Annotated in this window: 11 protein-coding genes; 2 read left to right on the plus strand and 9 right to left on the minus strand. The window is 45.1% G+C overall.

All coding sequences use genetic code 11. The features are described from left to right. Nucleotides 1-36: 36 nt before the first annotated feature. The 4 genes from AC5O63_RS06070 to AC5O63_RS06085 all read right to left on the minus strand — a co-directional run bounded on the left by AC5O63_RS06070 (nucleotide 37) and on the right by AC5O63_RS06085 (nucleotide 3,374). Nucleotides 37-948: an amino acid ABC transporter permease gene (locus AC5O63_RS06070; RefSeq protein ID WP_494504292.1), complete on the minus strand. Its 912-nt coding sequence runs from the start codon at nucleotides 946-948 to the stop codon at nucleotides 37-39. A gap of 61 nt (nucleotides 949-1,009) precedes the next feature. Continuing rightward, nucleotides 1,010-1,849 carry a transporter substrate-binding domain-containing protein gene (locus AC5O63_RS06075; protein WP_171320119.1) on the minus strand — a complete coding sequence of 280 codons (840 nt, stop codon included), beginning with the start codon at nucleotides 1,847-1,849 and terminating at the stop codon, nucleotides 1,010-1,012. Nucleotides 1,850-1,860: 11 nt separating this feature from the next. After that, nucleotides 1,861-2,655: an amino acid ABC transporter permease gene (locus tag AC5O63_RS06080; RefSeq protein WP_494504293.1), complete on the minus strand. Its 795-nt coding sequence runs from the start codon at nucleotides 2,653-2,655 to the stop codon at nucleotides 1,861-1,863. Nucleotides 2,656-2,657: 2 nt separating this feature from the next. Then, nucleotides 2,658-3,374, minus strand: coding sequence for an amino acid ABC transporter ATP-binding protein (locus tag AC5O63_RS06085; RefSeq protein WP_494504294.1), 717 nt, complete (start codon nucleotides 3,372-3,374; stop codon nucleotides 2,658-2,660). Between the two features lie 306 nt (nucleotides 3,375-3,680). Here AC5O63_RS06085 and aroG point away from each other — a divergent pair, with 306 nt between their 5' ends. Both aroG and AC5O63_RS06095 read left to right on the plus strand, forming a co-directional pair. Then, on the plus strand, nucleotides 3,681-4,736 hold the full coding sequence (aroG, locus tag AC5O63_RS06090; protein ID WP_494504295.1) for a 3-deoxy-7-phosphoheptulonate synthase AroG: 1,056 nt from the start codon (nucleotides 3,681-3,683) through the stop codon (nucleotides 4,734-4,736). Nucleotides 4,737-4,844: 108 nt separating this feature from the next. Next, nucleotides 4,845-5,168: a hypothetical protein gene (locus AC5O63_RS06095; protein WP_494504296.1), complete on the plus strand. Its 324-nt coding sequence runs from the start codon at nucleotides 4,845-4,847 to the stop codon at nucleotides 5,166-5,168. A 66-nt stretch (nucleotides 5,169-5,234) separates the two neighbouring features. Here AC5O63_RS06095 and AC5O63_RS06100 read toward each other — a convergent pair whose 3' ends face one another. From AC5O63_RS06100 to AC5O63_RS06120, 5 genes are all read right to left on the minus strand, one after another. Beyond that, nucleotides 5,235-6,464: a quaternary amine ABC transporter ATP-binding protein gene (locus AC5O63_RS06100; protein ID WP_494504297.1), complete on the minus strand. Its 1,230-nt coding sequence runs from the start codon at nucleotides 6,462-6,464 to the stop codon at nucleotides 5,235-5,237. Next, nucleotides 6,457-7,356, minus strand: coding sequence for an ABC transporter permease (locus AC5O63_RS06105; RefSeq protein ID WP_272787551.1), 900 nt, complete (start codon nucleotides 7,354-7,356; stop codon nucleotides 6,457-6,459). The genes AC5O63_RS06100 and AC5O63_RS06105 overlap by 8 nt, the downstream gene beginning before the upstream one ends. A gap of 93 nt (nucleotides 7,357-7,449) precedes the next feature. Next, nucleotides 7,450-8,439 (minus strand): ABC transporter substrate-binding protein, encoded by a 990-nt coding sequence (locus AC5O63_RS06110; protein ID WP_004745757.1) that lies wholly within the window; start codon nucleotides 8,437-8,439, stop codon nucleotides 7,450-7,452. Between the two features lie 227 nt (nucleotides 8,440-8,666). Continuing rightward, nucleotides 8,667-10,418 carry an SgrR family transcriptional regulator gene (locus tag AC5O63_RS06115; RefSeq protein WP_494504298.1) on the minus strand — a complete coding sequence of 584 codons (1,752 nt, stop codon included), beginning with the start codon at nucleotides 10,416-10,418 and terminating at the stop codon, nucleotides 8,667-8,669. Between the two features lie 371 nt (nucleotides 10,419-10,789). Continuing rightward, nucleotides 10,790-12,775, minus strand: coding sequence for a hypothetical protein (locus AC5O63_RS06120; protein WP_494504299.1), 1,986 nt, complete (start codon nucleotides 12,773-12,775; stop codon nucleotides 10,790-10,792). Between the last annotated feature and the right edge of the window lie 17 nt (nucleotides 12,776-12,792).

The following is a 12,792-nucleotide window of genomic DNA, read 5'->3' on the forward strand; positions in this document are numbered from 1 at the left end:
TATCGAGCCATAAATAGTATGGCGGTAAGCTTTTAACTATCGCTGAAGGTGTTTCAAACTTCGCTGTTCTAGTCGTTTGAATAACAGTGATAGCGATAAGCAAATGAGAAGATAGCAAAGTCCAACTATCAACCAGATTTCAAAAATCAAACCTGAAGAGTTGGCGATCTCAGTGCCAACAAACGTCATCTCTTGGATTGAAATCAGCGACACGATGGATGTGTCTTTTACCAAGGAAATCGCTTGTCCTGCTAATGCGGGTGTTATCGCCGCGAGAACTTGTGGTGCTATCACATAGCGGTATCTAGTCCATCCGCTGATGCCTAACGAATCTGCCGCTTCCCACTGCCCCTTAGGGATGCCCGATAAGCCGGAGCGCACCACCTCAGCAACGTACGCCGCTGATAGTAGACCAACACATAACACGCCCGATAGTAGGTTTTCCCAAAGATTGGCAGGGCCAAATAAGGTGGACTGTAACCAGTTTACTTCTCCCGAGTGCTCTCTTAGCAAACTATCTAAACCTAACAATGGAATCAGTTGGTTAGAGATAAAAAAGTAAAAAATAAAGACAAACACCAGAGGTGGGATATTTCGTATAAGTTGAACGAACATGTTTGCTGGTACAGAAAAGAGAGTGATTTTAGAGTGGCGAGCGACACCCAGTGCCGTTCCTAAACTCAACGCTAGAACCATCCCCCAAACACTCAGGCGCAAAGTAGAGATCAAACCCTGAAAAAAGTAGGGCAGAGAGCCATCTGCTCTTGGCGTAAACAGCAAAGAGAACGCTTCTTGCCAACGCCAAGTGTAGTTAATACCGACAGAAGAACGGTCGTATATCCAGTAACTTAACCCCGCCAACATCAGTAATAGAAGGACATCGAGCTTGTTAGTCGAGCGCTTAACGACTGGTGGGGCGATTGAAGTTAGTGTGTTGCTTTTAGTCACGTGCTTGTCTATTCCACGAAAAGTGGCCCCAATTCATTTTGATAAGTTGGAGCCAATCCAGTTATTGACCAGATGCGATCTGATCTTGCCAGTCTAGCGTTGAGAACCAGTATTCATAACGTTGTTCCAGCCACCCATCTTGAGTACGTGCTTGAATCCACTGGTTAAAGAAAGCCTCTTTGTCGGCCTCGCCTAAACGAACAGCAAACGCTTCGTTGCCTTTAGACAAACGTTCCGTGAATGGGATAAAGAGTTTGTCGCTATTTTTAACCGCTTCATGCTCTGGTTTTGGGCTCGACGCGATGACCGCATGAGCATTGCCATTCAGTACTTCTTGGAAAGCTTGCGCATCATCATCAAATTGAAGAATCTTAGCTTTAGGGAAGGTTTCACGAGCAACTTGCACGGTAAAAGCTCCGCGACGGGCTGCAATTTTTACTCGGCGAGAGTTGAAGTCACTAAATTCAGAGAATCCTTCCGCGAGCTCCTTGTTCGCCGCAACTTGAACACCAGAATGAGAGTAGGGAGCAGAGAACAACACACTCTTTGAACGTTCTGGAGTTATACTCATACCGCCAATGATGACATCAAATTTCTTCGCTAGTAGAGCTGGAATAATGCCATCCCAAGCAGTTGGAACAAACTCAACTTGCCAACCGGAATCTTTCGCCAAGCGTTTTGCTACATCAATTTCAAAACCAATTAACTCGCCTTGCTTATCCCGCATCGCCCAAGGAACGAAGGTCGACATACCAACACGTAACGTTCCGCGCTCATTAATTTTGTCTAAGTTGGGTGTTTCTGAAGCCAATGCTGGCAAACTAATCGCTAAACCTAGCAGAGCCGTAATTGCAGCCTTGAATCCATTCCTTGAAATGAGTTTTCTTCCTATGTTTTTCATAGAGATGTCCTTTATTGTGTGCGCCAACTAGCGCCGAGTTTATGTTCTAGCCAAGCAGAAAGCCCTGACAGTGTCAGCGTCAAGGCGAGGTAGATAGCAGCCACAGTAAACCAGATTTCAAATGGCATAGCGGTTTCCGAGACGATATTGCGCCCCTCGGTAGTGAGATCGAAAATGGCCATAACACTGACAATGGATGAGTTCTTAATCAGAGACACGACCTCATTGGTTAACGGAGGCAGTGTACGTTGAATCAACTGAGGCAATATCACGTCGTAGTAGGTGTAAAATGGGCTAAGGCCGAGAGATTTCGTTGCCTCAAATTGCCCTTTGGCAATGCTGTTTAACCCCCCTCGGAAGATCTCTGCGGTATAGGCACCTTGAAAGAGTGACAGTGCCAGAACGGCCGTCGAAAATCGGTCTAATCCAATCGCTGGGCCAAAGACAAAGTAGAGCAAGTATATCTGCACAAGCAAAGGCGTATTGCGAATCGCCTCAATGTACACTGTGGCGATACCTCGTCCTACCCACGAGTTAGACAGCTTAAGTAGCGCCGTTGTCAGTCCAATGAGCAGCGTAAATCCTAAGCTAATCGCCGAGATCTTGATGGTAATGAGTAAACCTTCAATGAGCTCAGACGGCCACCATTCGCCATCTTCATAGAAGGCTATGTAATCGGGTACACGCTCCCACTGCCACTGATACCCCATACTTTTAGCTCCGGAATCAAGCAACCAAGCAAGGGCTAGGATGAGCAAGGTAATTTGGAGCAGGGCAGACGCAACAGGTTGGATTATTTTCTTCATTCTTAGTGGCTCAATATCTGTGCTAAGAACTGCTGCGTTCTCGGATGTGCCGGAGCGGAAAACAGCTGCTCTGGTGTCGACATTTCAAGTACTTGCCCTTGGTCCATAAAGATCACTCTGTCTGCGACTTTTTTGGCAAATCCCATTTCATGAGTAACGCAGATCATAGTAATGCCATCTTGCGCTAAGTCGACCATGACATCTAACACTTCTTGAATAGTTTCTGGATCGAGGGCGGAAGTCGGCTCATCAAAGAGCAATATTTCTGGCTGCATACACAGTGAACGGGCGATAGCGACGCGTTGCTGTTGCCCCCCAGAGAGTTGCACTGGGTATTTGTTGGCTTGTTCTTCAATATTGACTCGCTTTAAGAACTGTAACGCGCGCTGAGTCGCCTCTTTTTTAGTCAGCCCGAGTGTGCGTATGGGAGAGAGTGTTAAGTTTTCTAGCACAGTGAGGTGCGGAAAGAGATTAAAGTGTTGAAACACCATTCCCACCTTGCCCGCTGCTAGGGTTGAATTGAGTTGGCCTAAAACCGTTATTTCCCCTTGGTCTAGCGTTTCTAATCCGTTTATGGTTCGGATAAGGGTTGATTTGCCGGATCCCGAAGGGCCACAAACGACTAAAATTTCGCCTTTTCGTACGCTGAGATTTATTTCTTTGAGTGCTTGGAACTGACCATACCACTTGCTGACATTTGTAAATTCTATGGCGTTCATGCCTGATCTGCTGATTTTGTTATTGTATTAATACCTTAGCAATATCAGACTGATAATGCATCTGGTGGTATAAAAAACGAGGGCAAAATTCTTCTCTAGCTCCCTATTTATAAGGGTGTAATTAATTATTTACATGTCATGTAAAATGTAAAAATGGTGGAAATATTGCCTTTTATTGAAATTAGTGGTTGCAACCTTGGTTTTTGATAGATAAGTTACACAGAACAGGAACAAGAAAGCGTGAACGTTTTTTCACCACTCACTTTCGGTGATGCGTTCAACCAAGAGTAATAGGAAGAAGTAGCAATGTTTCAAACAGATGATGTACGAATTAACAAATCCAAAGAGTTATTACCACCAGTTGCAGTTTTAGAGAAGTTTCCTGCAACAGAATCTGCTTCTTCGACTACGTTTCGTTCTCGTGAAGCCATTTCAAATATTTTAAAAGGTGAAGATGATCGTCTACTTGTGATCATCGGCCCTTGTTCTATTCATGACCCAGAAGCGGCAATCGAATATGGCAAGCGTCTTAAGGTACTGCGTGATGAGTTGGGTGATCGCCTAGAAGTTGTCATGCGTGTTTACTTTGAAAAACCACGTACAACGGTGGGTTGGAAAGGTCTAATTAATGACCCATACCTAAATGATACATTTAAGATCAACGATGGTCTGCGCATGGGTCGTAAACTGCTACTCGATCTAACAGACATGGGTATGCCAACGGCAAGTGAATTCCTAGATATGATCACTCCACAGTATGTGGCAGATTTGATTAGCTGGGGTGCAATTGGCGCGCGTACGACCGAATCTCAGGTTCACCGTGAGCTTGCTTCAGGTATTTCTTGCCCAGTTGGTTTTAAGAATGGTACCGACGGCAACATTAAGATTGCGTCAGATGCAATCCGCAGCGCAAGTGCTTCGCACCATTTCTTGTCTGTAACTAAATATGGTCACTCTGCAATCATTGAGACAGCGGGTAACCCAGACTGTCATATCATTCTTCGTGGTGGTAAAGAGCCAAACTACAGCGCTGACCATGTTGGTTCTATCAAGCAAGAGCTAGAAGCATCAGGTCTACCGCAAAAAGTTATGATCGATTTCAGTCACGCAAACAGCTCTAAGCAATATCAGCGTCAGATGGTTGTTGCTGAAGATGTTGCAGGTCAGCTTGCTGGTGGCGAACAGGCTATCTTCGGTGTGATGATTGAATCTCACCTAGTGGAAGGTCGTCAAGATCTGGTTGATGGCCAAGCTCCAACTTACGGCCAGTCAATCACAGATGCGTGTATTGGTTGGGACGATACTGAAAAAGTCCTACGCCGACTTGCTGATGCTGTGGAAGCGCGTCGTAACAACAAATAAATTGCGCGGCTTTTTAAGCATTCACAAAAGCTCCTTCGGGAGCTTTTTTAGTTGCTGATAGATAGTCGAAAGCTATAATACAGTTGAATTTATAAACTTGGCTGAATTATGAAACTGAATACATTTGCGCTGCTAGGTGTTGTACTACTGTCAGCAACAAAGGTGGCGTCTGCCGCTGATGCACAAAAGGAATTGTTTCTGTTTTCGCTACCAGCCGCTGAAGAGGCGGATATATTAGTGGCCCCAGAAGAGAGCAATATCCCTTTGGTTGCTAGTCACTCTTCATTGCCAGTTGAACTTGATTACAACGAGCCTTGTGATATCAAATGTGGTGTTAGTACTACCGGATTGGTTTTGCTGCAAATGATTGCGGAAGGTAAGGCTGACCAAGAATACCGCTATTCACTGATGAACCCGAACTACGAGCCGTAGACTAAGAAGTTGAAATAAAAACGCCACTTACATTGATTGTAAGTGGCGTTTTTGTTTTGTCCGAAGCTAAGAGGCTTTATCCAACTTTGGGGCTGGTGATGTTTCCTCCTCTGAGCTGTCAGAGAATATTTCAGCCACCGCGCTTCGTTCTAACTCACCTTGCAAGTTACCGTCTTCATCGACAACGGGTAGTGAGTAATCACAAGACATGGTATCGACCAATACTTCTTCAATCGCGGCATCTGGAGAAATAGCAGGAACTTCTTCATAGAACTCCTCTTTAATGGTCTCTTCCTTAGCCGTGTCTTTAGCCGCATCGAGCAGGCCTTCTTTGGTTAATACGCCTTGATAGCCATCCTCGGTAACGTGGTAAGCATAATCTTGCTTAAAGCCCTTCATTTGAGCAATCGCTTCCTGAATCGTGTTTGCTGTAATTCGGTATGCTGGCGGATTCATGACGGTTTCAACCGTTAGTGCTCGCGCTCGGTTGACATCTTTAACGAAGGCTTCAACATAATCATCGGCAGGGTGAAGCAAAATCTCATCGGGTGTGCCTTGCTGGACAAGTTCGCCATCTTTAAGAATGGCGATACGGTCACCAAGACGAAGTGCTTCATCTAAGTCGTGCGTAATGAAGATAATGGTTTTGTGTAGCTTCTCTTGCAGTTCGATTAACTGATCTTGCATCTCGCTTCGGATCAGCGGGTCGAGGGCAGAAAAAGCTTCATCCATTAACAAAATTTCCGCATCAGTACAGAGTGCACGAGCCAAGCCGACACGCTGTTGTTGGCCGCCGGAAAGTTGTGAAGGATACTGGTTCTCATAACCTTTCAAACCGACTGTATCGAGCCATTGGTTGGCTTTTTGTAGCCGTTGAGATTTTTCAATATTCTGAATTTCCAGTCCATAAGCGACATTGTCGACCACTGTGCGATGAGGCAATAAACCAAAGCGCTGAAAGACCATCGACATCTTATGACGACGAAATTCTTCAAGCTCTTTTTGGCTCAGTTTCATGACATCTGTACCTTCAACCAGAATCTGACCTTCGGTGGGATCGATTAGGCGGTTGAAGTGGCGAATCAAGGTTGATTTACCCGAACCAGATAGACCCATGATGACAAAAATCTCACCTTGATTGATCTGCAGGTTAATTTCCTTCAGACCAACGGTATGCCCAGTTTCTGCTAAGACTTTATCCTTGCTGTCACCTTGTTTAACGCGCTCCATCACTGACTTAGGCTTTTGACCAAAAACCTTATATAAGCCACTGATCTCAATAAGTGGTTTAGTCATGTTTTAGATCTCCTAAATGAGCCTGTGTGCGTTTCGCGTAAGCTTGAGAGGCTCTATCAAACAGTATCGCTAGTGCGACTATTGCGAAGCCGTTGAGTAAACCAAGCGTGAAGTACTGGTTAGTGATCGATTTAAGTACAGGCTGACCTAGTCCTTTAACACCAATCATTGATGCGATAACTACCATAGAAAGCGCCATCATAATGGTTTGGTTGATTCCCGCCATAATGGTGGGCATGGCGAGCGGAAGTTGCACACCAAACAGTCGTTGCTTAGCGCTAGCGCCAAAAGCGGTGGCAGCTTCGAGCACTTCTTTATCGACCAAGCGTATGCCTAGATTAGTTAAGCGAATGACAGGCGGTATGGCGTAAATGACAACCGCGATAAGGCCTGGGATTTTACCAATACCGAGCAGCATCACGACCGGAATCAAGTAAACGAAGGCTGGCATGGTTTGCATCACATCGAGCATTGGCGTAACGACCGACTGAACACGATTCGATCGCGCCATGGCAATACCAATCGGAATACCCAACACTATCGAGAGCATGGTACAGACGGTGATAATGCTCAAGGTGCGCATTGTGTCTTCCCACATGCCAAAGTAGCCAATAAGGATCAAAGAAACAAAGCACCCAACAGCCAATTTCCAAGAGCGGCTAGCTGCGTAGACAAGGCCGGTACATACCGCCAAGACAATCATCCAGGGCGTTGAAATTAATAACTTTTCAAACCAGATTAGAAAGGAGAGTAGAGGGTCGAAGAAGGATTCAATAAGGTCGCCATATTCTCGTGAGAAATCTCGATATGCACCATCGAGGGTTTTGCGGATTGCTCTTAGATCAGAGCGTTCCATTTCGGGAAAGCTGTTGAACCAGCTGTCATTAGACATCAATAAGTTCCTTTTATTCTCCTTCGCTACCCTTGTAGCGAAGGAGTACATCTAAAGCATAGTGCCTAACGGCGCTATAGGTTTCTTATCGGCTTAAAGTGCTTGTTTCACTTTGTTTGCCACATCTTGAGGTACCCATGCTTGCCAAATTTGTGGGTACTCTTCTAGGAAGTGGAACATCGCCTCTTCGCCATCTGCTTGGTTATCTTCCATCCAAGCAAGAAGTTGGTTCATATCTGCGTTGCTAAAGCCACGCTTAGTGAAATAGTCATAAGCTTGTGGTGCGCGGCTAGCAAACTCTTCAGTGGTAATTGTGTGTACAGGTGAAGGCGGGTACATGGTTGGTTTAGGCGCTTCACATTCAGCCTGTGTAGTACAGCCGACGAACTCTTTTTCGTTTACGCCACTGCCGAAGTCCACTTTGACCATTTCATATTTACCGAGAACAGCAGTTGGAGCCCAGTAGTAACCGAACCAAGCTTCTTCACGCTCATACGCTTTTGCTATTGCACCAGATAGACCAGCACTTGAGCCTGGGTCAACAATGGTAAAGCCAGAGCCTTCTAAACCTAGAGCTTTAAATAGGTTACCTGCACTGATTTGGCAGTTCCAACCAGCTGGACAGCTGTAGAAGGCTGAGTGATCAGGATCTTCAGGGTGCTCAAACAACTTCGCGTGCTTCTTAACACCTTCAATTGTTGCTATTTCAGGATATTGCTTAACGAGATAGGCAGGAACCCAAAATCCTTCTTCACCACCATCGACGAGCGATTTACCCGCGTAACGAAGACGCTTTTCTGCAACGCCCTTATCCAAGGCATCTTTCAGGCTATTGCTCCAAAGTTCAGGTGCCACGTCTGGCTGGCCCTTTTCGATCATTGATGTACCCGTTGGCATAGTATCGCCCGGGATTAGTTCAGCGTCACAGCCGTAGCCGTGCTCAAGAATAAACTTATCTACGTTGGCAATCACTGTGGCGGAATTCCAGTTCATATCAGCGATTGTTACCTTGCCACACTCTTCAGCTTGGGCATGGAAAGCGGTTGCGCTTAGGGTTAGTAATGCAGCCGTTTTTAGTTTCATTGTAATTTCCTTTTTAATGAATACGTTATAAAAATAGCGAAATGATATTTAGAGTTCAAATTAATATGTTGACTCTGTGAACCAGTGTTGATGTTTTTTGTGACAAAAATAAAACATTTGTCAGTTAAAAACCGCACTGTTGTCACGGAAATTCATGGCCAGAAAGAGCTAAGAGAGGGTTTTATGTTTTGAGTTCGAAGGATTAACGCTGTGCGATAAAAATCACACTAATCGGCAGACCAGACATTTTTGATATCAGGCCACCCCCAGTTGGTGAGGGCAACGTCTTTAAGCACTCCTTGAAAGCGCAATGTCTGTCTATGGTGGAACAGGGGAGAGAGCCAAAACTGATTGATCAACGCGGAAGCAATAGGTTCGAGAGCATCGAGGTAATCCGGTAGTTCTGTCTCCGAACGCAGGTGATTTAGCCTATCTAGAAGCCATGTCTTCGATTGTTCTCCAATACAGCGTTGGATAATCGGATTATGGTAAAGGCTGTTAAATGCGGAGGCGTGTCGATTGTCATCAAGATTGATATTGGTAATGATGACAGACTCTTGAAGCTGACCAGATTCCGCCAGATTCGTCAGCTGGCGATAGCTATAGCTGTTAATCACCACTTCCACACCATATTGCTCCAGCAGGTATTTCACCGCTAAAGCGCAGTTTCGCAACGAGCTGTAATCATAGATAGCGATAGTCAGCCGTTTAGGCAGGGCAGCCTCGGGCATCTCAGGGCGGGTGATCTTGTGCCACATCGGCAGCAGGTTTTGCGCAACTTCACAGCCGAAAAGTAGGTTGTGCTGCTTTAGGTAATTAAACACCTTGTGCGGTGTTAAATAAGTAGACAGAAAGCGGCGTTGATTGTCATCTAATACCGTTTCTCCGCATTGGTTAAAGAGCACAAACATACAGCCATCTTCGGTACGGCTTTGTTGAACATTGCGGTCTAAGTGCTTACTTACGGCGTGAGAAACGTAGTAATTACAGTCTGAACTTGCTTGAGCTCCTGGCTGATTGGTCTGAATTTGCTTGTTTTGCAGTTCAGATTCGTCAAGGTGCCAAATCGTAACTTGGTCAGTTAACGCGCGGCAAGCGTAGTAGCGCTCAAAGGCTTGTAAACAGAGTTTGCTCTCAGAGTGTTCGGTCACTTCAAATGGCCCACAACCAATGACTTGCTTGATTGGTGCCTCACTGATTTGCGAGATGGGCTGAATGGAATACTTAACGCCTGAAATCAAGCCACCAAAGCCGAGGTCAGGTTTAGAAAGCTTAAAAACAATCTTGTTTGGCGAAGGTGTGTAGACGTCGATGAGATGGTTTAACTCGCTCTGATAATCAGCCAAGGTTGTGAGCTTTTTAAACAGATTTACTATCGACTCACCACTGATCGCTTCACCATTGTGAAAGGTTAATCCTGGGCGCAGGTAAAAGCTCCATTCAAGTTTAGACTCATCATAGCGCCAATGGTGAGCAAGCTGTGGCTCTAGGTTTCCATTGGCAGCACTCGATACTAAACAGCAATAGATTTGCCTTAGCAGATAGCGCTCGCTGGAGCGCTGGAGTTGATGTGGCACAATGCGTTCAAAAGGGCGTTTGTAGGTGAGCTGAATATGCAGCAAACCTTCACGTATTGTTGCGCCAGAGGTACTTTGTAGCAATCGTCCAAACGCCACTTCGTCGTCATCCAGTATCGACAGCGCCTTTTCATATTTACCTTCTAGGATTCGTTTTGAAGCCAGCTGTGCTTTAAGTTCGTCTAGGTGAAGGTGAAGGATCAACGTAGATCTTTGATTACGTCCAGCTTTTGGAATCCAAGATAACCAAGACAAATCAAGCATTTGATTAAGCAAGTTGCGTGCGTGACGGGAGGTGGTAAATAGCGAATCGGCAACGATTGGCAATGTTGTTTTATGCTCGACGCCAACACCAAGTGGGACCAAACGGCTGTAATAACGCAATAAATTTAAGTCAGACACAAAAAATACTCATCAAACCAGAAATCTGTTTATTGATTTTGTTCCTAGTTTTGTCAGTTTGCTACTCTTTTTTGCCATTTATTGACAGATTGATGTCTTTATGGGGAATGAAATTAACCTAGATTGACAGTTTTTACCTTCCTCATAAAGTCGCAAAATAGGTGGCAAAGAGGAGGAAGTGATGAAAAAAGACAAACTGGAATCTCAACTCAGTGTTTACTATCGCTCTAAGCTTGAAGAGGGATCTTGTTTCATCGAACGACTGGCACTATTCAGCCTTTTGCAATTGATGAATTGGTAAAACTAAGCAGCACCTGACAACATGCTCCTGACCCCCACGAACGGTTTTCTGGTGCTGCTTTTTTCTACAACTACATCGTTTTACTTAAAGTGATCCATTGACCTCTATCTAAGCCGCTAATGTTAGCACCAGTTACGTTGCTTGCTTGAGATACACCAGCAGGTAACCAAGTGACTTCAATGTTATCAAATTGGTTGGCTATCTGCTGATCAACCCCTGTCTTTTCAAGGATGTAACCGAAGTTTGAAGTATTCCAGGTCATCCCAGGGGTATTCGCCCATTCGTCTTTGAGAGAGTTAGTGATTAATTGCGCGGCTACCTTGAGTTTTGGTCCAGAGATATTGCCAAACTGGACGTAATCCAAACCATTATTTTTAACTGCGACAGCTTTGCTGTTAAGCACTATCAGTTCTTTTACGTCATTGCCTGATATTGAAATCTTTTTGACTGTACTACGTGAATTGTTGTTCAAAATATATAACGAGCTACTTGTAATTGCCGCTGAAAACTTTCCATTTGGTGAGGACTTGAGCATGCGCACTGTTCCGTCGACATCAATGGATTTTAACTGATTGGCGGCTGCGGTTTTTTCAACCCATACAATCTTATTGTTCTTCAAGCCAAACACCAGTTGATTCCCTACCGCGAACGCAGCAGCCGAAGCATTATTCACCCCAATTGTACTAGGGTTTGTTAGTGTTAGGGTCTGCGAATTCAACAGCACAGCGTTAGCGCTACCTCCATCGTCCACGACCAACAATTCTGTCTCATCCAGTGAGGGAACTACGAGGTTTTGTGTAGAGCTGAGGGTGAAACTCTGACTCTCCATTGCCAGCGTATCGGCATTTAGACGACGCAAATAATCTTGGGTACTAAAACCATCATCAAGTTCAGCAATGACTGCTTTTTGGGAATAGAGTGGCTTAATCCAGTTGAAGTTATCATTGAAGCAACGTTTAGCCGATAAATTTGCGTCAGGGTTTACAGGCGTCGGTTTTGGGACTGGAGGAATTACACTTCCTGAAGCACTAGCGTAAGCATCGACTTTTTGTATTGTTAGGGAGCGAGACTGGACTGATTTGTCTCGTAAACTAGTTAAGAAAATTCCACTTGAACCTGTCGCGTCACATACTGTGCTACGCATACCCGCTGAACCTGTTTTAGGTTGGTACAGCTTGTAAGATTGAACACTATTTAGTGCAGGCACAACTTGTGTCAATTGGTGAGCTTTCGGCTGGTAGCCTAACAGGTCAAGAATACTTCCGCCGTGTTTATGATCGTCATCATCATCATCGTCATCATCTGAAGAGGCGGAGGAGTACGAATCAATCGTACGCGTTGCGAGTACAGCACGGTTTGAGTTAGTGATATCGATCTGCTTAACGTTATCAGTTGCGTCAACATAGACAATTTTGTTGTTTGCAGGGTTGAAAGCGACGGATTTCGCTCCGACTAAAGCAGAGTCTGCTTGCGATCCATGAACGATTAGCTGACTACCAAACGAAACATGTCTATTCGGTTGAGATCTAAGATCGAATCCTGATAAATCAAGCGTTTGATTCGCAATCATAACATCAACAGCATGGGCGATGTTCACCATCGGATCGTGCTGTCCTTGAGTTTGCGCTTGGCGTAAGGATTTGAGCAACGTCTCTGTTTGTTGCTTAGGACCATGAGTGGTTCCCGCGCTGGCAAAGTTAACCCCTAACTTGTCTCCGAGAGCGGTCTGAAGATAAGTTGCTGCACTGGTTGGGTCGCCTTTTAACGCTGGGTTAAACAGCACTTCACTGTAGATTAAAGTGGTAAATGGCGACACTAGTTCTGAGGTCTTATGAGCCGTTAAGATCGCTCCATTATCATTGACGATTCTAGCGTAATTCCCACTATAGGAAATTTGCTGTTCTAAAGGACTACATACGCCATCTGCGTCAGTGTCTGCGCACTGAGCTAAGCCGGAGTAACTGTAGACATTTGCTGTTGTTGCTGAGGAACCGGAATCACCAGAACCACCACCGCATGCGGAGAGCAAAAGGGCGCTCGATATACTGAGTGCCAAATTGCATACTGTGTGTT

It is taken from the genome of Vibrio sp. SCP2 (assembly GCF_059295395.1).

Coding starts and splice junctions, on each gene's coding strand:
- AC5O63_RS06095 (WP_494504296.1), top strand. CDS start 4,845: ATGAAACTGAATACATTTGCGCTGCTAGGTGTTGTACTACTGTCAGCA.
- AC5O63_RS06075 (WP_171320119.1), bottom strand. CDS start 1,849: ATGAAAAACATAGGAAGAAAACTCATTTCAAGGAATGGATTCAAGGCT.
- AC5O63_RS06080 (WP_494504293.1), bottom strand. CDS start 2,655: ATGAAGAAAATAATCCAACCTGTTGCGTCTGCCCTGCTCCAAATTACC.
- AC5O63_RS06085 (WP_494504294.1), bottom strand. CDS start 3,374: ATGAACGCCATAGAATTTACAAATGTCAGCAAGTGGTATGGTCAGTTC.
- aroG (WP_494504295.1), top strand. CDS start 3,681: ATGTTTCAAACAGATGATGTACGAATTAACAAATCCAAAGAGTTATTA.
- AC5O63_RS06110 (WP_004745757.1), bottom strand. CDS start 8,439: ATGAAACTAAAAACGGCTGCATTACTAACCCTAAGCGCAACCGCTTTC.
- AC5O63_RS06105 (WP_272787551.1), bottom strand. CDS start 7,356: ATGTCTAATGACAGCTGGTTCAACAGCTTTCCCGAAATGGAACGCTCT.
- AC5O63_RS06100 (WP_494504297.1), bottom strand. CDS start 6,464: ATGACTAAACCACTTATTGAGATCAGTGGCTTATATAAGGTTTTTGGT.